Below are 21,603 nucleotides of genomic sequence, written 5' to 3'. Positions count from 1 at the left end.
CCCCCACAGTCTAGCCCTCCCATGGCTGTCGATAATCGGGCTAGAATGCAAGCCATTGTTGAGAAAAAGTGGAGAGTTCGGTGGCCCAGCTCGATGACCTGGCCTTCTTCCAGCGCCTGGCCCAGGCCGGCAGTCTCACGGCCACGGCCCGGGAGCTTGGCCTGTCGCTCTCGGCGGTGAGCAAGCGGCTCAAGCAGCTGGAGGCGCGCCTGGGAGTGACCCTGGCCAGCCGCACCACCCGCCGCCTGACCCTGACCCCGGAAGGGGAGCGCTATCTGGTGCGCGGGGCGGCGATCCTCGAGGAGCTGGTCGAGCTGGAGGAGGCGCTGGGGGCGCAGCGGGCCGAGCTCTCGGGCCCCCTCAAGATCAATGCCACCTTCGGCTTCGGGCGCCGCCACGTGGCCCCGCTGCTGTCGCACTTCTGCGCCCGCCACCCGGGGGTGGAGGCATCGCTGGAGCTCTCCAACTTCCCGCTGACCCCGGGCGAACAGGGGGTGGATATCGGCATCCGGGTGGGGGAGCCGCCCGACTCGCGGCTGGTGGCCCGGCATGTCCTGGCCAACCGCCGGGTGCTGTGTGCCTCGCCCCGCTATGTGGCGAGCATGCCCCCGCTGGAGACACCGGCGGACCTTTCGGCCCACCCCTGCCTGGTGCTGCGCGAGAACGACAGCGACTATGCGGTGTGGCGCTTTCGCCGTCGCGATGGCGGGGCCGAGCAGGCCGTGAAGGTGGCGGGGCCGCTGGCCAGCAACGACGGCGAGGTGATCGTGGGCCTGGCGCTGGACGGCCACGGCGTCATGCTGCGCTCCTGGTGGGACGTGCATGAGTGGCTGGCCCGGGGCGAGCTGGTCGAGCTGCTGCCCGGCTGGCGAGGGGTGCGCGCCGACTTCCATGCCGTCTATCCCCAGCGCCGCCACGTGCCTGCGCGCCTGCGCGCCTTCGTCGAGCTGCTGCAGCAGGAGCTGCCGCGTCGCGTCGCCGCGCTGCCCGCTTAGCGGGGGCGCTCAGTGCCGCTCGTGGTGTTGCGGCGCCGGGCGCTCCTCGGCAAGCGCGGGTAGCCGGGCCAGGGGGTCCTGGCCGAAGTAGCGGCCGAGCAGCGCATAGAGCGCCGGATAGGCGTCGTGGAGCAGGTCCGGGGCGGTGAAGAAGGCCTCGCAGCAGACCGCGAAGCACTCGCCGGGGTGGGTGGCGGCGTAGTCGTCGATGGGCGTGGGGTCGCCGCGCTCGAGATGCGCCTGGAGGTCTTCCCAGACGCCCATGAAGACCCGATGCCACTCCCGCGGATCGATGTCGGCGGGCAGCGGCGGGAAGCCGTCCACGTCCAGGGAGTTGCCCATGTCGAGCTTGTGGGCGAACTCGTGGATCAGCACGTTGAAGCCCGAGAAGTCGCCGCTCTCCATCAGGTCGGGGAAGGCCACCACCACCGGCCCCTGGTGGGAGGTCTCGCCGGCGCGCTCGTCCACGTACTCGTGCATCACGCCGAACTCGTCCATCTCCTCCACCTGGCGCTGGAAGGCGTCGGGCAGGATCAGCACCTCGTGGACGTTGGCGAAGGCCTCCCGGTGCTCCTCGTCGCTCCAGCCCAGGGTCAGCAGGCAGGCCTGGGCGGCGAGAGCCAGCTGGGCAGGCAGGTCGAAGGGGGTGGACTCGGCAAGCGTCGGGTGCAGGCTCAGGCGCTTGGCGTGGAGAAACTGCCAGGCGCGCTGCCCAAGCGAAGCGGCCTGCGCCTCGGGCAGGGCGGCAAGCAGCGGCAGGCGCGACCGGGCCTCGGCCCAGGCCGCCTCGGGGAAGGGGTGGCGGGCGGCGAAGCGTTCGGCCCGCCAGCGTTTCAGGTGCCCCAGCATCGGCTCTCCTCGCCTCGACTCAGCTCTCTTCCAGGTCGGCCCCTGACTTCCAGGACCAGTCCCGCCAGCGCAGGTCGAAGAGGTCCTTGCGGCGGTCCTTGAGGTTGGTCACCGAGCCCTCGTTGCGCACCATGGTCAGTCGGGTCAGGTCGAGATCCGAGAAGAGAATCATCTCGGTGTTGGGGGTGGTCTCGTTGAGCACGGCGTCGTGGGGGAAGGCGAAGTCCGAGGGCGAGAAGACCGCCGACTGGGCGTACTGGATGTCGAGGTTCTCGATGGAGGGCACGTTGCCCACGCTGCCGCACAGCACCACGTAGCACTCGTTCTCGATAGCCCGGGCCTGGGCGCAGTGGCGCACCCGCAGGTAGCCGTTCTTGGTGTCGGTCCAGAAGGGCACGAAGAGGATGTCCATGTCCTGCTCGGCCAAGAGCCGCGGCAGCTCCGGGAACTCCACGTCGTAGCAGATCAGGATGCCGACCCGGCCGGCGTCGGTGTCGAACACCTGCAGGTCGTCGCCGCCCTCGATGACCCAGTCGCGGCGCTCCTGGGGCGTGATATGCAGCTTGGCCTGGCTCTCGATCTCGCCGTCGCGGTGGCAGAGGTAGCTGACGTTGTAGAGCCGGTCGTCCTCGCCCACCTCGATCATGGAGCCGGCGACGATGTTGATGTTGTAGGAGACCGCCATGCGCGACAGCTCGGCCTTGAACTGCTCGGTGAAGCTGGCCAGGAAGCGCACGGCGGCCATCTGGTCGCGCTGGGCGGCGCGGTCCTGCAGCCCCATCAGCGGGGCATTGAAGAGCTCCGGGAAGATCGCGAAGTCGCTCTTGTAGCCGGAGAGGGCATCGACGAAGTACTCCACCTGCTGCAGCACCGCCTCCACCGAGTCGAACTCGCGCATCTGCCACTGCACCGCGCCGACCCGCACCTGGGTCTTGCGGTTGTCGAGGACCAGTTCGGCGGGCTCATAGAGGAAGTTGTTCCACTCCAGCAGGGTGGCATAGCCCTGGGACTTCTCGTCCTCGGGGAGGTAGTCGCGCAGGAGGCGCTTGACCTGAAAGTCGTTGGCCAGCTGGAAGGAGAGGATGGGGTCGTGGATCTCCTTGCGGGCCACCTGATCGATGTACTGGGTGGGGGAGAGCGTCTCGGCGTGCTGGTGATACTGGGGGATGCGCCCGCCGGCGAGGATCGCCCGCAGGTTCAGCGAGCGGCACAGCTCCTTGCGGGCGTCGTAGAGGCGCCGACCCAGCCGGTAGCCGCGGTACTCCGGGTGGATCAGCACGTCCAGGCCGTACATGGCGTCGCCGTCCTGGTCGTCGAGGATCACCTCGCGCTTGCCGATCAGGTCGTCGTACCTGTGCGGGTTGGTGAACTCGTCATAGTCCACCCGTGCGGTCAGCGCCATGCCCACCAGGCGGCCGTCGTCCTCGATGGCGATCTGGCCGTCCGGGAAGGAGGCGATCAGCGTCTCGATGGTGTGCTTCGACCAGGCGCCGCCGATGTCGTGATAGACCGCGTCCATCAGCGTCTCGAGCTGCGGATAGTCCTCCGGCGTCAGGTTGCGAAGCGTCAGGTGCAGGTCGTCGAGGGACATGGCGCATCCTTATCTGTCGTTCAGGGGGCGAAGTCCGAGTCTAGCACGGGCGGTCTGCATCGCTCGGTGCGGGTCGCGCGCGCAGCAGCGGCCGGGTGAGGGTCTGGGCCATGATCACCCCGGCCAGGATCAGCACGCCGCCCAGCAGGTGGAACAGCGCGATGCGCTCGCCGAGGGCCGCCATGGCGATCAGCGCGCTGAACAGCGGCATCAGGTTGATGAAGATGCTCGCCTGGCTGGCGCCGATCTGGCGGATCGCCAGCATCCACAGGAAGGTGGTGATGATCGAGGCCGGGATGCCGGCATAGAGGATCAGGCCAATGTTGCTCGCGTCCACCGGGGTCATGGGGCCCATCAGGTAGGGCGGCAGCAGGAAGAGCACCGCGAAGATCACCTGGGCGTAGAGCAGTACCCAGGGGGGCAGGCCGATGGGCCAGCGCTTGAGCATCACCCCGTAGAGGGCGTAGCAGGTGGCGGCCACCAGCATCAGGGCGTCGCCCTTGGCCACGGTCAGCTCCAGCAGCGACAGCGGGTTGCCGCGGCCCAGCAGGATGGTCACCCCGAACAGCGCCAGGGCGCCGCCGGCCACGCCGCCGAGGCTCGGCGGCTCGCGCAGGATCAGGGCGCTGAGCAGCACGGTGAGCAGCGGCACCATGGCGGCCAGGATGCCCATGTTGGTGGCGCTGGTGGTCTCGGCGGCCACGTAGGCGAGTCCCTGCCACAGCCCCATGCCGAGCAGGCCCAGCACGGCGAGCTTGGGCCACTCGCGGCGGATCGTCGCCCGGTGCTTCCAGGCCGCCGGGGCCAGGAAGGGGGTGAGCACGGCGAGCGCCAGCACCCAGCGCAAGAAGGCGATGCTGGAGGGTGCGATGGCGCCCACGGTGAGCTGGTTGATGGTCATGTTGCCCGACCAGATCAGCACGGCGCCGAGCGGCGGCAGGAAATAGAGCAGGGGCATGGCATCCTCGTTGGCCATCACGGAAGAGCCCCGCGGCGGCGGGGCTCCTCAGCTTACTTCAGGTGCGTCTGTCAGGCGACGGCCGCGGCTGTGCGGGTGGGTCAGGCGCGCTGGCGGTCGTCGATGATCTCATCCATGGCGGCCACCTCCAGCTTGTTGCTGAGGTGGTCGCGCAGGATCTGCCCCAGCCAGCGGCCGTCGCGCTGCTCCAGGGCCTCGAGCATCGCCTCGTGGTCCTCCACCGCCTGGCGCCAGAAGGCGTCGGTCATCTGCTTGGAGTAGCGCACCCGCTTCACCCGCTGGCTGAGATTGCTGTACATCTCCTGCAGCGCCTCGTTATGCGAGGCGGCGAGGATCCCCTCGTGGATCTCCCGGTTGACCCGGAAGTAGTCGGCCAGCTCCCGATTCCGGTAGTGGCCGAGCATCCTTCCATGCAGCTCGCGTATCTCGGCGATCTCCTCGTCGCTGATGTGCTGGCAGGCCAGCTCCCCCGCCAGGCCCTCCAGGGCCCCCATCAGGTCGTAGGTGTCCTTGACCATCTTGAGCGTCAGCTGCCTGACCCGTGCGCCGCGGTTGGGCAAAAGCTCCACCGCCCCCTCGGAGGCCAGCACCTTGAGGGCCTCGCGCAGCGGCGTGCGCGAGACGCCGAAGCGCTCGCAGAGCTCCCGTTCGGGAATGCGGTCACCGGAGGCCAGGTCACCCAGCTCGATGAGGTCGAGAATGCGGTCGGCGACCTCCCGGTAGAGGTTTCGGTGCTGAATCTTGCTCATGCTCGCTTCCTTGTGCCTGTTGCCGGCCGGCGCCGTCAGCGCCGTTGTCCGGTGCCGACGGCCCTGTGCGCCTGGGCATTCTACCCCGGCCCTCTTTCTCATGGTGGCGCGGGCAATGAGAGTGTGCAAAGTTATTATGAATTCAAAATTCCATTCGGTACAGCAAGAGGAGAGAGCGTATGGCAGGCAAGGTCTATCGCAGCCGGGTACTGCTGGGGCGCAGCGAGGCGCGAGGCATCCTCGATGGCGCCTTCGCGCTGGCGCGGGCGCAGGAGATGGAGCCGCTCACGGTGGTGGTGCTGGACGGCGGCGGCCATGTGGTGGCCGCCGAGCGGGAGGACGGCTGTGCCCCGCTGCGCTTCCCGGTGGCCAGCGGCAAGGCCTTCGCGGCCCTGGGCAACGGCGCGGCCAGCGGCGTGATCGGGGAGCGCAATGCCGAGCGGCCGGCCTTCCTGGCCAGCGTCGCGGCGGCCTCGGGCGGGCGCTCGATCCCGGTGGCCGGCGGCGTGCTGATCCTGGATGACGATCAGTGCGTGATCGGGGCGGTAGGCGTCAGCGGCGCCTCCTCGGCAGAGGACGAGCGGGCCGCCATCGCCGGCATCGAGGCGGCCGGCCTGGCCTGGGGCCTGGCGCCCGAATGATCCCCGGCCGGGGGCGAAGGAAGAGCGGGGGCGAACACTGTGCTGAAACGAACCGCTTGACACCCCTTCGGGACCGGGACTAGCTTGAGGGGAAGACGCATTTCGCATAAAGAATTCAATTTGTGCGGCGTCTATCCGGCTTCGCTGATTCACACAACGATAACTCCAGCGGAATCCGGGCGGCATCCCCGCTCGAGCGATTACTACAACAAGAGGAAAAGCGCCATGCATCTGCTCCGTCTCACGGCGGTCGCCGCCGCCGTTGCCCTGGTGTCGGCCCCGCTCCAGGCCCGCGAGATCACCTTCGGCCACGTCGGTGGCCCGGATTCGCTGTTCGCCGACTCCGCCGACCACTTCGCCGAACTCGTCAACGAGCGCCTCCCGGAGCCCTACCAGGTGGTGGTCTTCGGCTCCAGCCAGCTGGGCACCGACTCCGAGCTACTCCAGCGCATGCGCCTGGGCACTGTCGACCTGGCGCTGCCCTCCACCATCATGTCGTCGGTGGCCGACGAGTTCGGCCTCTTCGAGCTCCCCTACCTGATCCAGGACCGCGAGCACATGAAGCGGGTCGAGGAGGAGATCTTCTGGCCGCACCTGGCGCCGCTGGCCGAGCAGAACGGCTACCGCATCCTGGCCGTCTGGGAGAACGGCTTCCGCCATATCACCAACAACCGGCGTGCGATCAATACGCCGGAGGACCTGCGCGGCATCAAGCTGCGCGTCCCCCAGGGCGTCTGGCGGGTGCGGATGTTCGAGGAGTACGGCGCCGAGCCGTCGCCGATGTCCCTCTCCGAGGTCTTCATGGCCCTGCAGACCGGCGTCATGGACGGCCAGGAGAACCCGCTGGCCCAGATCGCCGGCCAGCGCTTCCAGGAGGTGCAGAACTACCTGTCGCTGACCGGTCATGTCTACACCCCGGCCTACCTCACCGCCGGCCGCCGCTTCAACAACCTGCCCGATGAGATTCAGGAGATCATCATCGAGGCGGCCCGGGAGACCCAGGACTTCGTCTACGAGCACGCCGCCCAGCTCGATGAGGACCTCATCGACGTGATCCGCCAGGCCAACACCGAGGTGAACGAGGTCGATACCTCGGTCTTCATCGAGGCCTCCGCCCCGATCTACGAGGCCTTCGCCCGCGAGGTGCCCGGCTCCCAGGAACTGATCGACAGGGTGCTGGAGCTCGGCAACGAATCCTGATCCGCCCTGCGTGACCCGCAGCGTTGCCCTCACGCCATGCCGGCGTGGGGGCTCCTGTCCCCCTTTCCTGAACGAGTCGAACACCATGGGTACTGTGAATCAACTCTCCCGCATCATGGAGCGTCTGCTCGAGGTCATCACGGTAGTGCTGATGGTTTCGCTGACGCTGGTGGTGCTCTACGCGGTGGTGACCCGCTACGCCTGGCGGACCCCCTCATGGTATGACGAGGTGGCCGCCATCATGCTGGTCTGGCTGACCTACTACGCCGGGGCCCTGGCGGCGCTCAAGCGCGGCCATATCGGGGTCGACGGCGTGCTGGCCGCCATGCCGGTCAATATCCGCATGCCGATCGCCTACCTCTCCGAGGCGCTGTTCATCGGCTTCTTCCTGGTGCTCGGCTGGGCCGGCCTGGTGGTCCTCAACGTCATGCAGGGCATGTCGCTGATCACCCTACGCTGGGTCCCGCTCACCTTCACCCAGTCGGTCATCCCCATCGGGGCAGGGCTCTTCATCATCGCCCAGCTGCTCAGCATGCCGACCCACCTGGCCAAGGTGCGCTCCGGCCTTACCCAGGAGGAGGAGGAGATTGCCCACGCCATCGCCGAGGCCGAGCGCGACAACGCCCGGGCCGGCTTCACTGCGGAAGCCCTGACCACCAGGAGGGATCAGCCATGACACTGCTCTACATGATCGGGGGCCTGTTGGGGCTGATCCTGATGGGGCTGCCCATCGCGGTGGCGCTGGCGATCGTCGCCACGGCGGCCATCGTGATCTACCAGGGCGTCGACATGCTGCCCAACGTCGGCCTCACCATGTTCGAGGGGGCGAGCAGCTTCCCGCTGCTGGCGATTCCCATGTTCGTACTGGCCGGGGCCATCATGAACACCGGCGGCATCTCCAAGCGCCTGATCGCCTTCGCCTCGGCGCTCTTCGGCTTTGTCCGAGGCGGCCTGGCGATGATCAATGTCGGCGTGTCGCTATTCTTCGCGGAGATCTCCGGCTCCGCCGTGGCCGACGTGGCCGCCACCGGCTCGGTGCTGATCCCGGCCATGAAGAAGCGCGGCTACCCTGCGCCTTTTGCCGCGGCCATTACCTCCTCGTCGGCGTCGCTGGCGATCATCATTCCCCCCTCCATCCCGATGATCCTCTACGGCGTCATGTCGGGCGCCTCCATCGTCCAGCTCTTCGTGGCCGGCATCGTGCCCGGGCTACTGGGGGCCGGCGGTCTCGCGGCGCTGTGCTACTACTATGCCCGCAAGTACGACTGGCCGGTGGAAGAGGTGTTCCAGTTCAAGCGCGTCAAGCAGACCGCCAAGGAGGCGGGCTGGGCCCTGACCCTGCCGATCATCATCCTCGGCTCCATCTTCGGCGGCTTCGTGACCGCCACCGAGGGGGCGGGCCTGGCGGTAGCGGCGGCGATCTTCATCAGCGCGGTGATCTACCGCGAGCTGGACCTGCGCACCCTCTACAAGGCGATCATCGACGGCGGCCAGCAGACCGCGGTGGTGATGCTGCTGGTGGCAGCCTCGGCCCTGATCGGGGTCTTCCTGACCGAGATGCGCACCCCCCAGCAGCTGGCCCAAGCGGTGCTCAGCCTGACCGACAACAAGTACGTCATCCTGATGATCCTGAACGTCTTCTTCTTGTTGATCGGGCTCTTCCTGCACTCGGCGGCGGCGATCATTCTGGTGGTGCCCATCGTCATGCCGCTGGTCGGGGCGGCCGGGATCGACCCGGTCCACTTCGGCCTGATCGTGTGCCTCAACCTGGCCATCGGCCAGCAGACCCCGCCGGTGGCGAGCGTGCTGATCACGGCCTGCTCGATCGCCAAGTCGGACGTCTGGTCGGTGACCCGGTCGAACCTCGGCTTCATCGGCGTGCTGCTCTTCATCCTGCTTATGGTGACCTATATCCCCGCCATTCCCATGGCCCTGGTGGAGTTCTTCTACCGCTAGCGGCGGGCCCGGCGGAGGCGCTCCGCCGGGCCGCTCGACACGGGAGGGATAAATGATCATCGAAACAAGTGAATTCATTATGCATCGCGACGTCCGTGAGCGGCGCAAGGACAGGGGAGAGGCGAGATGACAGGCAACACCCTGCTGTATGAGGCGCGCGACGGCGTGGCCTGGCTCGGCTTCAACCGCCCCGAGAGCCGCAACGCCATGACCTGGGAGATGTACGACGCCCTCTCGGCGCACTGCGACCGTATCCGTGAGGACGACGCCATCCATGCCGTGGTGCTTCACGGGGTCGGCGGCGAGGCCTTCGTGGCCGGCACCGACATCGGCCAGTTCGAGCATTTCAGCGAGCCCGAGGACGCCATCGGCTACGAGCAGCGCATCGATGCGGTGGTCGGCAAGCTGGAGGCGCTGGAGAAGCCCACCATCGCCCTGCTGGAGGGGGCCTGCGTGGGCGGCGGGGCGGCGCTGGCCCTGGTGTGCGACTTCCGCTACGCCACGCCGAGCCTGAAGTTCGGCGTGCCGATCGCCCGCACCCTGGGCAACACCCTCTCGATCACCAATGTCTCGCGGATGATCGACATGCTGGGGGTGGCGCGCACCAAGGAGGCGCTGATGCTCGGCACCCTCTTCGATGCCGACCAGGCCAGCGCGGCGGGGCTGGTCAACGCCGTCTTCCCGCCGGAGGCGATCCACGCCGAGGTGGCCGCCGTGGCCGCTGAGCTGGGCCGGCGGGCGCCGCTCACCCTTAAGGCCAGCAAGGCGCTGATGGGGCGGGTACTGGCCCACCGCCGCCTGGCCCGCGACCAGAGCGACGACTGGGTCACCGCCTGCTACATGAGCGACGACTTCAAGGCGGCGGTGAACAAGTTCCTGCACAAGACCCCCTTCGAGTGGACCGGCCGCTGAGCCGGGATGACACCATGGCGACGACACAACAACGACAAGTGAGGTGAAGCCATGCTTCCCCTGGAAAGAGTCAAGGTCCTGGATATCTCGCAGATCATGGCGGGCCCCTACTGCACCATGGTGCTGGGCGACATGGGCGCCGAGGTGATCAAGGTCGAGAAGATCAACGGCGGCGACGACAGCCGCCAGATGGGCCCCTACGTCAATGACGAGTCGACCTGCTTCGCGCAGATCAACCGCAACAAGAAGAGCATCTCGCTCAACCTCAAGGAGGAGCGGGCCCGGGAGGTCTTCTATCGGCTGGCCCGGGAGGCGGATGTCATCGTCGAGAACTACCGCCCCGGCGTGACCACCTCGCTCAAGATCGACTACGACACCGTCAAGGCGATCAACCCCGGCATCATCTACTGCTCGATCTCCGGCTACGGCCAGACCGGCCCCTACAGCCACCGCGGCGGCTTCGACCTGGTGGCCCAGGGCATGTCCGGGCTGATGTCGATGACCGGCGAGCCGGGGCGCCGCCCCCTCAAGACCGGCATCGCCGTCTACGACATCGGCGGTGGCATCACCGCCGTCTACTCCATCCTGGCCGCCTACATCCACAAGATGAACACCGGCGAGGGTCAGCACATCGATATCGCCATCACCGAGTGCGGCCTGCCCTGGTTCACCTGGGAAGCCGCCGCCTACTTCTCCGAGGGGAAGGTGCCGGAGCCCACCGGCTGGCGCCATCGCGTCTCGGCCCCCTACCAGGCGATCAAGGCCCGGAACGGCTACCTGATGCTGGGCTGCGCCAACCAGCGCACCTGGGAGCGCTTCTGCGGCGACGTGCTCGAGCGCCCCGAGCTGATGGAGGACCCGCGCTTCCTCACCAACTTCGACCGCGGCCAGCACGTCGAGGAGCTCGAGGCCCTGCTGGAATCGATCATGGCCGAGCGCGACGTGGACGACTGGCTGGCGCGCTGCGACGCCGCCGGCGTCCCGGCCGGCCCCATCAACGACTTCGCCCAGGCCATGAGCGATGAGCACTACCTGGCCCGGGAGATGGTGCGGGAGGTAGAGCATCCGGTGATGGGGCGCATGAAGACAATCGGCTTCCCGAGCAAGTTCTCGGCCACCCCCTCGAGCATCCGCGCCCCGGCGCCGCTGTTTGCCCAGCACACCGACGAGGTGCTGGGAGGGCTCGGGCTCGATGCCGAGGAACTCGCCGAGCTGCGTGAAGCCGGCTGCATCAAGTAGCGCCTGGCCCGAGGCCGGCACCTGACTGGACAACGATCAGAACAGCAACGATCAGAACCACAGCGATCAGAACAACAGCGAACACGAGGAAGAGACCCATGCTGAAGCTCGATTTCCACCCCTCCGGCCGCCACTTCCTGCAGATCCCCGGCCCGTCGCCGGTGCCGGATCGCATCCTGCGCGCCATGAGCCTGCCCACCATCGACCACCGCGGCCCCGAGTTCGGCGCGCTGGGCCTCGAGCTGCTCGACAAGCTCAGGAAGGTCTTCAAGACCGAGGGGCCGGTGATCGTCTATCCCGCCTCCGGCACCGGCGCCTGGGAGGCGGCGCTCTCCAACACCCTCTCGCCCGGCGACAAGGTGCTGATGTTCGAGACCGGCCACTTCGCCACCCTGTGGCAGAAGATGGCGCGCCGGCTGCAGCTCGAGCCCGAGTTCCTGGGCCTGCCGGGCTACGAGGGCTGGCGCCAGGGCGTGCAGGCCGACATGATCGAGGCGCGCCTGCGCGAAGACAGCGGCCACGAGATCCAGGCGGTCTGCGTGGTGCACAACGAGACCTCCACCGGGGTCACCAGCGACATCGCCGCGGTGCGTCGCGCCATCGATGCCGCCGGCCACCCGGCGCTGCTGCTGGTGGACACCATCTCCGGGCTCTGCAGCGCCGACTACTGCCACGACGAGTGGGGAGTGGACGTCACCGTCTCCGGCTCCCAGAAGGGCCTGATGCTGCCGCCGGGCATCAGCTTCAATGCCCTTTCCGAGAAGGCCATCGAGGCGAGCCGCCATAACCGCATGCCCAAGAGCTTCTGGGCCTGGGACGAGATCCTCGAGGCCAACAAGAACGGCTACTGGCCCTACACCCCCAGCACCAACCTGCTCTATGGCCTCAACGAGGCGCTGGACATGCTGCTGGATGAAGGGCTCGACCATGTCTTCGCCCGCCACCAGCGCTGGGCCGCCGGGGTGCGCACCGCGGTCGAGGCCTGGGGCCTCGAGGTGCAGTGCCTGGATCCGGCTGTCTACTCGCCGGTGCTCACCGGGGTGGTGATGCCGGAGGGGGTCGACGCCGACGCCGTGCGCAAGATCATCTACGAGCGCTTCGATCTCTCGCTGGGCATGGGGCTCGGCAAGGCCAAGGGCAAGATGTTCCGCATCGGCCACCTGGGCGACTGCAACGACCTGACCCTGATCGCCACCCTTGGCGGCTGCGAGGCGGGGATGAGGCTCGCCGGCGTGCCGCTGGCCGGCAGCGGCGTGACCGCGGCGCTGGACTACTTCGCCAAGCATCCTCTGGATGCCCGCTAACCCCCGCCACGGCATGAGGATGGCACGATGACGTCTCTGACGGACAAGACTGCGTCTCCGGATGCCCGGGTCAAGCCGGTGACCGAGCTGGCCGCGCGCCTCTCCCGGGAGCTGGAAGGCGAGGTGCTGTTCGACCAGGCCTCGCGAGGCCGCTACTCCACCGACGCCTCGATCTACCAGGTGACCCCGGTGGGGGTGATCATCCCCCGCCACCAGCAGGACCTGACTACGGCCCTCGAGATCGCCCGCGATGCCCGCGTGCCGATCCTGGCCCGCGGCGCGGGCACCAGCCAGTGCGGCCAGACGGTGGGCGAGGCGCTGGTGATCGATACCACCCGCTGGCTCAACGAGGTCATCGAGTTCGATGCCGAGGCGCGCACCGTGGTGGTGGAGCCCGGCATCGTGCTCGACCACCTCAACGCCTGGCTTAAGCCCCACGGGCTCTGGTACCCGGTGGACGTCTCCACCAGCGCCCAGTGCACCCTCGGCGGCATGACCGGGAACAACTCCTGTGGCTCGCGCTCGATCCGCTACGGCAACATGGTCCACAACGTCCTGGGGGTCGACGCCTGGCTCGCCGACGGCGGCGAGGGGCACTTCGGCTTCCTCGACGAGCTGCCCGAGAGCGGGCCGGTGCGGGCGCTGGCGGACCGGGTCAAGGCCATCGCCGACGGGGTCGCCCCGGAGATCCGCGAGCACTTCCCCAAGGTGCTGCGCCGGGTCGGCGGCTACAACCTGGACCTCTTCGACTGCCAGAACCCCAAGCCCTACGATGCGCAGGAGCGGGTCAACCTGGCTCACCTGCTGGTGGGCTCGGAGGGCACCCTGGGGGTGAGCCGGCGCATCACGCTCAGGCTCTCGCCGCTGCCCGTGCACAAGGTGCTGGGGGTGGTGAACTTCCCCACCTTCTACCAGGCGATGGACGTCACCCAGCACATCGTCAAACTCGACCCCACGGCGGTGGAGCTGGTCGACCGCACCATGATCGACCTGTCGCTCGAGAACCCGGCCTTCCGCCCGGTGATCGAGAAGGCGCTGATCGGCCAGCCCCAGGCGGTGCTGCTGGTGGAGTTCGCCGGCGAGGAGCGCGAGGCCCAGCTCGCCTCGCTCAAGCGCCTCACCGAGCTGATGGCCGATCTCGGCCTGCCCAGCAGCGTGGTGGAGATGCCCGAGGCCGCCGAGCAGGCGGCGCTGTGGAACGTGCGCAAGGCGGGGCTCAATATCATGATGAGCATGAAGGGGGACGGGAAGCCGGTCTCCTTCATCGAGGACTGCGCGGTGCCCCTGGAGCACCTCGCCGAGTACACCGACAAGCTCACCGAGGTGTTCCACCGCTACGGCACCGAGGGCACCTGGTACGCCCACGCCAGCGTCGGCACCCTGCACGTGCGGCCGATCCTCGACATGCGCCGCGACGGCGCCCGCAAGATGCGCGAGATCGCCGAGCAGGCCTCCGCGCTGGTGCGCGAGTACAAGGGGGCCTACTCCGGCGAGCACGGCGACGGCCTGTGCCGCGGCGAGTGGGTGGCCTGGCAGTTCGGCGAGACCCTGAACGACGCCTTCCGGGCGGTGAAGGGGGCCTTCGACCCAGAGAACCTGCTCAACCCCGGCAAGATCGTCGACACCCCGAAGATGGACGACGAGGCCTATTTCCGCTTTCCCACCAGCTACCAGCGCATCCCGCTCACGCCGCTGTTCGACTGGTCGGCCTGGAACGTCACCCGCGACCCGCTGACCGGCGAGCAGGGCGGGCCCGGCAGCGCCGGCGACGCCACCCATGGCCTGGCCATGGCGGTGGAGATGTGCAACAACAACGGCCACTGCCGCAAGTTCGACGCCGGCACCATGTGCCCCAGCTACCGCATCACCAAGGACGAGCAGCACCTCACCCGGGGGCGGGCCAACACCCTGCGCCTGGTGCTCTCGGGCCAGCTGGGCGAGGCGGGCCTGGCCGGCGACGAGGTCAAGGAGGCGCTGGATCTCTGCGTCTCCTGCAAGGGGTGCAAGCGCGACTGCCCCACCGGGGTGGACATGGCCAAGTTCAAGATCGAGGCCCGCGCCGCCCGCGCCAGAGTCAAGGGGCTCGCCCTGCGCGACCGCCTGGTCGGCGAGATGCCGCGCTATGCGCCCTGGGCGAAACGGTTTGCCGGGCTGCTGGGCGCCGTGGAGCGCGTCGATGCCGTGGCGCGGCCGCTCAAGAGGGCGCTGGGCCTGGCCCCCGAGCGCCGCTTCCCGGCCTTCACCGGTGATTTTCTCAAGGAGTCCCACGCCTCGGCGCCTCCGGCCTCCTCGGACCAGGCGACCCGAGAGGTGGTGCTCTTCGTCGATACCTTCAACAACTACATGGAGAGCGACAACGCCCGGGCCGCCAAGCGGGTGCTGGAGGCGGCCGGCTACCGGGTGCATCTCAACGTGAAGCCGGGGGAGCGGCCGCTCTGCTGCGGACGCACCTACCTCTCCTCGGGGCAGTTCGACAAGGCCAAGGCCGAGGCGAAGCGCTCCCTGGAGGCGCTGATGCCCTTCGTCGAGCGCGGCGTGGCCATCGTCGGCCTCGAGCCCTCCTGCCTGCTCTCCCTGCGTGACGAGTTCCTGCAGTACGGCTTCGGCGACCAGGCCCGGGCGCTGTCCGAGTCGGCCTTCCTCTTCGAGGAGTTCCTGGTGCGGGCGCATCAGGCGGGGGAGCTGGCCCTCGAACTCAAGCCGCTGCCGGGGCGCGCCCTGCTGCATGGCCACTGCCACCAGAAGGCCTTCGACGCCCTGCGCCCGGTGGAGCAGGTGCTGGGCTGGATCCCGGAGCTTTCGGTTGCGACCATCGAGTCCTCCTGCTGCGGCATGGCGGGCAGCTTCGGCTACGAGGCGGAGCACTACGAGGCCTCGCTCAAGATGGCCGAGCTCTCGCTGCTGCCGGCGATCCGCGCGGCGGACGATGACGGCGTGCTGGTGGCCGATGGCACCAGCTGCCGCCACCAGATCCGCGACGGCAGCGGGCGCGAGGCGATCCACGTGGCGCGGCTGCTGGAGCGGGCGCTGGCATGACCTGGAGTGCCGCTGGCATGCGAGGCCGCGAGCCCCCATCATGGCGGCAGTGCCAGCCCGGCGACAGAGGAGGCGAGGAGCTTCGATGATCGATCTGCGCAGTGATACCGTGACCCGGCCCACCGCGGCCATGCGCGAGGCCATGGCCCGCGCCGAGGTGGGCGACGACGTCTGGGGCGACGACCCCAGCATCAACGCCTTCGAACAGGCCGTGGCGGAGCGCGCTGGCAAGGCCGCCGCGCTGCTGTTCCCCTCGGGGACCCAGAGCAACCTCTGCGCCCTGCTGACCCACTGCCAGCGGGGCGAGGAGGTGATCGCCGGCCAGTACTCCCATATCTATCGCGACGAGGGGGGCGGGGCGGCGGCGCTCGGCAGCATCAGCGTGCAGGCGCTGCCCCACGAGGCCGACGGCAGCCTGGCGCTGGAGAGCCTGCGCGCCGCGGTGAAGGGCGACGACATCCACCACTGCCGCAGTCGCCTGCTGGCGCTGGAGAACACCTTCCGCGGCAAGGTGCTGCTCCGGGACTACGCCCTGGCCGCCACGGCCCAGGCTCACGCCCAGGGCCTGGCCACCCACCTGGACGGGGCGCGGCTCTTCAACGCCTCGGTGGCCACGGGGCTGTCGCTTGCCGAACTCTGCGAGGGCTTCGACTCGGTGTCGCTCTGCTTTTCCAAGGGGCTCGGCGCGCCAGTGGGCTCGCTGCTGCTGGGCGAGGCCGACTTCATCGCCCGGGCGCGGCGCTGGCGCAAGACTCTCGGCGGCGGCATGCGCCAGGCGGGGCTGTTGGCCGCGGCCTGCCACCACGCCTTCGACCATCACGTGGTGCGCCTGGCCGAGGACCACGACAACGCCCGGCGCCTGGCCGAGGGGCTCGGGGCGATCCCCGGCGTCGAGGTGCGCGCCTGCGACACCAACATGGTGTTCACCGCCTTCCCCGAGGCCCACTGCGGGCCGCTCCAGGCACATCTCGTGTCGCAGGGCATCCTCGCCGCGGTGGGGCCGGTGACCCGCTGGGTGACCCACCTCGACGTGAGCGCCGACGACATCCACCGGGTGGTGGCGGCGGTGGGCGACTACGTCACCCGTGCCGGCCGCGACCTGGCGGCTGCCAGTTGATCCCCTGACCACCCACCGCGGCGACACGACAAGGAGACGCGCGATATGGCGATCTATCAGTACGGGGAGCATCGCCCCGAGATTCAGGACGATGTCTACGTGGCCGAGACCGCCGACGTGATCGGCCAGGTGACCCTCAAGGCCGGCGCCAGCGTCTGGTACCAGGCGGTGCTACGCGGCGATACCGATCACCTGGAGGTGGGCGAGGAGAGCAACATCCAGGACGGGGCGGTGCTCCACGCCGACCCCGGCTTCCCGCTTCGGGTGGGCAGGGGGGTGACCGTGGGCCACCAGGCGATGCTGCACGGCTGCACCATCGGCGACGGCAGTCTGGTAGGCATCCAGGCGGTGATTCTCAACGGCGCGGTGATCGGCGAGAACTGCCTGGTGGCAGCCGGCGCCGTGGTCAAGGAGGGGGCGGAGTTCCCGGCGGGTTCGCTGATCGTCGGCGCCCCGGCCAGGGTGGTGCGCGAGCTCTCCGCGGAGGCGATCGAGGGGCTAAGAAAGAACGCGGCGGGCTACGTGGAGCGCGGCCGGCTCCACGCGAGCCAGCTCAAGCGCCTCGACTGACCGGCCGGCCGAGCCCGCGGCGGCTCGACGCCCCAGACGTACAGGGCCCCGCTCCAACCGGAGCGGGGCCCTGTGCGTTGCGGGACCGATCTGGCCTCAGCCGATGGCGGCGACGCCGGCCTTGGCTACCTGGACATCCTGGTCGGGCTTGACGCCGGAGATGCCGACGCTGCCGGCCACCTCGCCGTCGACGATCACCGGCACGCCGCCAGAGAGCAGCGACTGCATGGGGGCGGTGACGAAGGCGGTACGGCCGCCGTTGATCATCTCCTCGAAGGCCTGGGTCTCGCGGCGGCCCAGGGAGGCGTTGCGGGCCTTCTGGGTGGCCACGTCGGCGCTGAAGGGCGGGGCGCTGTCCATGCGGCGCAGGCCGAGCAGGTGGCCGCCGTCGTCGGCGACGGCGATGGTCACGCCCCAGCCGTTGGCCTCGGCCTCCTTCTGGGCGGCATCGAGGATGGCGTTGACGTCGGTCAGGGTCAGTACGGGCTTGGTCTTCATGGCATTTTCCTCAGTGGGTGAGTGCTTCGTCCACGATCTCGATCCAGTGGCGCACCGGGGTGCGGTTGGCGCCGTTGAGGTGGGTCTGGCAGCCGATATTGGCGGTGACGATCACCTCGGGCTTGCCGGCCTCCAGGTTGTCGAGCTTGTTGTCGCGCAGCTGCGTCGAGAGCTCGGGCTGGGTGATGGAGTAGGTGCCCGCCGAGCCGCAGCAGAGGTGGGCATCGGCCACCGGCGTCAGCGAGAAGCCAAGCCGGGTCAGCACCGACTCCACGGCGCCGCCGAGCTTCTGGGCGTGCTGCAGGGTGCAGGGGCAGTGGAAGGCGAGCTTGCGGCTCTGCTTCACATCGAGGGCGTCTAGCGCCTCGTCGCGCAGCACCTCCACCAGGTCCCTGGCCAGCGCGCTCACCCGGGCCGCCTTCTCGGCGTAGGCCGGGTCGTCCTTGAGGATGTCGACGTACTCCTTGACGAAGGCGCCGCAGCCGCTGGCGGTCTGCACGATGGCCTCCGCGCCGGCCTCGACGTGCGGCCACCAGGCGTCGATGTTGGCCCGCGCCCGGGCGCGGCCGTCGTCGTGGGCGTTCAGGTGGAAGTCGATGGCGCCGCAGCAGCCGGCCTCCGCCACCGGCGTCAGGCCGATGCCGAGGCGGTCCAGCACCCGGGCGGTGGCGGCGTTGGTGTTGGGCGAAAGGCCCGGCTGCACGCAGCCCTCCAGGATCAGCATCTGGCGGGCGTGGCGGCTGCCCTCTGGGCGCTTGCCGGCATCCACGGGGGCGGGCGGCAGCTTGTCGCGCAGGGCGCCGGGCACCAGCGGCCGGAAGGTCTGGCCGAGCTTGAGCAGCGCCTGGAAGCGCTTCGGCTCCACCAGCATCTTGCGCAGCGCATAGCGCTGGGCGCGCTCGGCCGGCTTGCGGGGCACCCGCCGCTCGATCTCGGCGCGGCCGATGTCGAGCAGCTTGTGGTACTCCACGCCGGAGGGGCAGGTGGTCTCGCAGTTGCGGCAGGTCAGGCAGCGGTCCAGGTGCAGCCGGGTCTCCTCGGTCACCTTGTCGGCGCCCTCGGGGGCCTCGAGCATCTCCTTCATCAGGTAGATGCGCCCGCGGGGGCCGTCGCGCTCGTCGCCGAGCAGCTGGTAGGTGGGGCAGGTGGCGTTGCAGAAGCCGCAGTGCACGCAGCTGCGCAACACCCGGTCGGCCTCGCGGATATGCGGCTTCTTGAGATCTTCCTCGGAAAAATGCGTCTGCATCTCGGCGTTATCCCCTCTGTCTCAGAATGCCGCGTAGAGCCGGCCCGGATTGAAGATCCCCTTGGGGTCCAGCTCTGCCTTGAGGTTCTGGTGGTACTTGGCCAGCACCGGGGCGAGCGGGGTGAAGGGCTCGTCCACCGGCTGGCCGTTGGCGCCGCGCCAGCAGGTGGCGTGGCCGCCGGCCCGGGAGACCACCTCGCGCAGGGTCGCGGCGTCGAGGTCACTTCTCAGCCAGCGCTGGGCACCGGCCCAGTCGTAGAGCACGTCGGCATCATTGACGCCGGGAAGCTCGAGCACCGGGGTGTGGTGGGGCAGCGAGAGGCGCCACAGGGCGCGGCCGTCATCCCTGGCGAAGAAGGCCAGGCGCTGCTCGTTCAGGGCGGCCCAGAAGTCGGGCTTGAGCTCGTCGCCGCCCAGCCGCTCGGCGGTGGCGGCCACCGAGCTCGGTCCGCCCTCCAGACGCAGGTGCAGGGCGCCGTCGAGCCAGGCGGCGGCGGTGATCGGCAGCGGCTGGCGGCCCCACTCGGAGAGCTTCTCCAGCGCCCGGGCCAGCGGCATGTCCAGGTGCAGGCTGCGGCTGGCGCCGGGCAGCGGCAGCACCTTCATGGAGACCTCGGTCAGCAGCCCCAGGGTGCCCTGGGCGCCCACCATCAGCCGCGAGAGGTCATAGCCGGCCACGTTCTTCATCACCTGGCCGCCGAAGCGCTGCTCGCTGCCCTGGCGGGTGATGATCCGCGTACCCAGCACGAAGTCGCGCACGCTGCCGGCCCAGGGGCGGCGCGGGCCGGAGAGCCCGGTGGCGATCATGCCGCCCACGGTGGCGTCCTCGCCGAAGTGGGGCGGCTCGCAGGGCAGCATCTGGCCGTTGGCGGCCAGGGCGGCCTCCAGTTCGTGCAGCGGCGTGCCGGTACGCACCGAGACGATCAGCTCCACCGGGTCATACTCGGTGATGCCGCGGTGCTCCCGGGTCGAGAGCGCTTCGCCCTGAACGTTACGACCATAGAAGGCCTTGGTGTCGCCGCCGACGATGCGCAGGGGGGTACCCTCGGCCTCGGCACGGCGGATGCGCTCCGCCAGCGCCTCGCTGGCGTCATGGCTGGGGATATCGTGCTGGGGGGTGTCGTGTGTGCTCACCATGTCGTCGAAGTCTCTCAGCCGTGGCTCTCTGGGGCCTGGGTCGGGGCGGGGGCGTCGCCGGCGCTCTTGGTCAGGCGGAACTCGGAGCAGCGCGCCGGGGTGGGAATGTTCTTGCCCGGGTTGAGCAGCTCGTCGGGGTCGAAGGCGCGCTTGGCGGCCCGGAAGGTGGCGAGCTCGCCGGGGCTGAACTGAACGCACATCTGGTGGATCTTCTCGCGACCCACCCCGTGCTCGCCGGTGATGGTGCCCCCCACCTCGACGCACAGCTCTAGGATGCGCCCGCCGAGCTCCTCGGCGCGCTCGAATTCACCGGGCTGGTTGGCATCGAAGAGGATCAGCGGATGCATGTTACCGTCGCCGGCGTGGAAGACGTTGGCCACCCGCAGGCCGTACGCCTCGCCCAGATCGCCGATGCCTTTGAGCACCCGGGCCAGCTCGCGGCGGGGAATGGTGCCGTCCATGCAGTAGTAGTCCGGGGACATGCGGCCCACCGCCGGGAAGGCGTTCTTGCGCCCGGCCCAGAACAGCGCGCGCTCGGCCTCGTCGCGGGCCTGCTGGATGCCGGTGGCACCGGCCTGCTCCAGCACGCGGCGCACCGTTTCGCAGTCGTCGTCCACGTCTGCCTCGACGCCATCCAGCTCGCAAAGCAGGATCGCCTCGGCCTCCACCGGGTAGCCGGCGCCGATGAAGTCCTCGGCGGCGCGGATCGCCAGGTTGTCCATCATCTCCAGGCCCCCGGGGATGATGCCCGCGGCGATGATGGCGCCCACGGCGTTGCCGGCCTTCTCGATGTCGTCGAAGCTTGCCATCAGCACCTTGGCGCTCTCCGGCTTGGGCAGCAACTTGACGGTCACCTCGGTGACCACACCGAGCATGCCCTCGGAGCCGGTGAACAGGGCGAGCAGGTCGAAGCCGGGGGCGTCCAGGGCGTCGGAGCCGAGCGTCATGCGCTCGCCCTCTATGGTCAGCACCTCGACCCGGATCACGTTGTGCACGGTCAGTCCGTACTTCAGACAGTGCACGCCGCCGGCGTTCTCCGCCACGTTGCCGCCGATGGAGCAGGCAATCTGGGAGGAGGGGTCCGGGGCGTAGTAGAGCCCGTAGGGCGCCGCCGCCTCGGAGATCGCCAGGTTGCGCACTCCGGGCTGGACCCGGGCGGTGCGCGCGTCGGGGTCGATCTCGAGGATGCGGTTGAAGCGCGACAGCACCAGCAGCACGCCGTGTTCCAGCGGCAGGGCGCCGCCGGAGAGGCCGGTACCGGCGCCGCGGGTCACCACCGGCACGCCCAGGGCGCGGCAGCGCTTGAGCAGGGTCTCGACCTGCTCGAGGGTCTCGGGCAGCGCCACCAGCATCGGCAGGGCGCGGTAGGCGGAGAGGCCGTCGCACTCGAAGGGACGCAGGTCCTCCTCGCGGTGCAGCAGGGTCATGCCGGGGAGTGCCTGGCGCAGGTCGGCGAGCACCTCGGCGGGGTCGCGCTGGGTCACTTCGCCATCGAGTCGTTCATCGAAGAGGGTGTTCATGATGACTCCGGAGGAGAGGGAGGTATCTCTTCAGTGTAGATGTCAATTGTATGAAAATATTTTC

Annotated in this window: 19 protein-coding genes; 11 read left to right on the top strand and 8 right to left on the bottom strand. The window is 69.1% G+C overall.

The window, feature by feature from the left end; genetic code table 11:
- Positions 1-80 precede the first annotated feature (80 nt).
- Positions 81-995 carry a LysR family transcriptional regulator gene (locus tag HIR79_RS16385; protein WP_169959153.1) on the top strand — a complete coding sequence of 305 codons (915 nt, stop codon included), beginning with the start codon at positions 81-83 and terminating at the stop codon, positions 993-995.
- Between the two features lie 9 nt (positions 996-1,004).
- Here HIR79_RS16385 and HIR79_RS16380 read toward each other — a convergent pair whose 3' ends face one another.
- The 4 genes from HIR79_RS16380 to HIR79_RS16365 form a co-directional block, all read right to left on the bottom strand.
- Positions 1,005-1,844 carry a M90 family metallopeptidase gene (locus HIR79_RS16380; RefSeq protein WP_169959152.1) on the bottom strand — a complete coding sequence of 280 codons (840 nt, stop codon included), beginning with the start codon at positions 1,842-1,844 and terminating at the stop codon, positions 1,005-1,007.
- Between the two features lie 19 nt (positions 1,845-1,863).
- A complete protein-coding gene (locus tag HIR79_RS16375) occupies positions 1,864-3,435 on the bottom strand; it encodes a bifunctional GNAT family N-acetyltransferase/carbon-nitrogen hydrolase family protein (RefSeq protein WP_169959151.1) in 1,572 nt (523 codons plus the stop codon).
- Between the two features lie 40 nt (positions 3,436-3,475).
- Complete coding sequence (locus HIR79_RS16370) at positions 3,476-4,393, bottom strand: DMT family transporter (protein ID WP_169959150.1); 918 nt, start codon at positions 4,391-4,393, stop codon at positions 3,476-3,478.
- Between the two features lie 101 nt (positions 4,394-4,494).
- Complete coding sequence (locus HIR79_RS16365; protein WP_119021413.1) at positions 4,495-5,163, bottom strand: GntR family transcriptional regulator; 669 nt, start codon at positions 5,161-5,163, stop codon at positions 4,495-4,497.
- Between the two features lie 179 nt (positions 5,164-5,342).
- On the opposite strand from HIR79_RS16365, the gene HIR79_RS16360 reads away from it, so the two are divergent.
- From HIR79_RS16360 to HIR79_RS16315, 10 genes are all read left to right on the top strand, one after another.
- Positions 5,343-5,804 (top strand): GlcG/HbpS family heme-binding protein, encoded by a 462-nt coding sequence (locus HIR79_RS16360; protein ID WP_169959149.1) that lies wholly within the window; start codon positions 5,343-5,345, stop codon positions 5,802-5,804.
- Between the two features lie 225 nt (positions 5,805-6,029).
- A complete protein-coding gene (locus tag HIR79_RS16355; RefSeq protein WP_169959148.1) occupies positions 6,030-7,004 on the top strand; it encodes a TRAP transporter substrate-binding protein in 975 nt (324 codons plus the stop codon).
- 85 nt (positions 7,005-7,089) lie between these two features.
- On the top strand, positions 7,090-7,680 hold the full coding sequence (locus HIR79_RS16350; RefSeq protein ID WP_169959147.1) for a TRAP transporter small permease: 591 nt from the start codon (positions 7,090-7,092) through the stop codon (positions 7,678-7,680).
- The gene (locus HIR79_RS16345) at positions 7,677-8,960 is read left to right on the top strand and encodes a TRAP transporter large permease (RefSeq protein WP_169959146.1); all 1,284 of its coding nucleotides are present in this window, start codon (positions 7,677-7,679) and stop codon (positions 8,958-8,960) included. Before HIR79_RS16350 ends, HIR79_RS16345 begins: the two co-directional genes overlap by 4 nt.
- Positions 8,961-9,086: 126 nt before the next feature.
- Complete coding sequence (locus tag HIR79_RS16340) at positions 9,087-9,872, top strand: enoyl-CoA hydratase (RefSeq protein ID WP_169959145.1); 786 nt, start codon at positions 9,087-9,089, stop codon at positions 9,870-9,872.
- A gap of 51 nt (positions 9,873-9,923) precedes the next feature.
- A complete protein-coding gene (locus tag HIR79_RS16335) occupies positions 9,924-11,111 on the top strand; it encodes a CaiB/BaiF CoA transferase family protein (protein WP_169959144.1) in 1,188 nt (395 codons plus the stop codon).
- Positions 11,112-11,209: 98 nt separating this feature from the next.
- On the top strand, positions 11,210-12,415 hold the full coding sequence (locus HIR79_RS16330; RefSeq protein ID WP_169959143.1) for a pyridoxal-phosphate-dependent aminotransferase family protein: 1,206 nt from the start codon (positions 11,210-11,212) through the stop codon (positions 12,413-12,415).
- A 27-nt stretch (positions 12,416-12,442) separates the two neighbouring features.
- The gene (locus HIR79_RS16325; protein WP_169959142.1) at positions 12,443-15,451 is read left to right on the top strand and encodes an FAD-binding and (Fe-S)-binding domain-containing protein; all 3,009 of its coding nucleotides are present in this window, start codon (positions 12,443-12,445) and stop codon (positions 15,449-15,451) included.
- Positions 15,452-15,536: 85 nt separating this feature from the next.
- A complete protein-coding gene (ltaE, locus tag HIR79_RS16320) occupies positions 15,537-16,568 on the top strand; it encodes a low-specificity L-threonine aldolase (RefSeq protein WP_169959141.1) in 1,032 nt (343 codons plus the stop codon).
- A gap of 45 nt (positions 16,569-16,613) precedes the next feature.
- Positions 16,614-17,138, top strand: a complete 525-nt coding sequence (locus tag HIR79_RS16315; protein WP_169959140.1) for a gamma carbonic anhydrase family protein — start codon at positions 16,614-16,616, stop codon at positions 17,136-17,138.
- Positions 17,139-17,234: 96 nt separating this feature from the next.
- Here HIR79_RS16315 and HIR79_RS16310 read toward each other — a convergent pair whose 3' ends face one another.
- Genes HIR79_RS16310 through glcD form a run of 4 tightly spaced genes read right to left on the bottom strand, consistent with a single transcriptional unit; the run spans position 17,235 to position 21,539 of the window.
- On the bottom strand, positions 17,235-17,636 hold the full coding sequence (locus tag HIR79_RS16310; RefSeq protein WP_119021403.1) for a GlcG/HbpS family heme-binding protein: 402 nt from the start codon (positions 17,634-17,636) through the stop codon (positions 17,235-17,237).
- Positions 17,637-17,646: 10 nt separating this feature from the next.
- Positions 17,647-18,882 (bottom strand): glycolate oxidase subunit GlcF, encoded by a 1,236-nt coding sequence (gene glcF, locus HIR79_RS16305; RefSeq protein WP_169959139.1) that lies wholly within the window; start codon positions 18,880-18,882, stop codon positions 17,647-17,649.
- A gap of 21 nt (positions 18,883-18,903) precedes the next feature.
- Complete coding sequence (glcE, locus tag HIR79_RS16300) at positions 18,904-20,019, bottom strand: glycolate oxidase subunit GlcE (protein ID WP_169959138.1); 1,116 nt, start codon at positions 20,017-20,019, stop codon at positions 18,904-18,906.
- A 14-nt stretch (positions 20,020-20,033) separates the two neighbouring features.
- On the bottom strand, positions 20,034-21,539 hold the full coding sequence (gene glcD / locus HIR79_RS16295) for a glycolate oxidase subunit GlcD (RefSeq protein WP_169959137.1): 1,506 nt from the start codon (positions 21,537-21,539) through the stop codon (positions 20,034-20,036).
- Positions 21,540-21,603: the final 64 nt, after the last annotated feature.

Source organism: Halomonas sp. PGE1, assembly GCF_013000985.1.
GTDB lineage: Bacteria > Pseudomonadota > Gammaproteobacteria > Pseudomonadales > Halomonadaceae > Halomonas > Halomonas alkalicola.
Note: the sequence above shows the minus strand (reverse complement) of the source record. Positions and strands in the feature narration are given on the sequence as shown.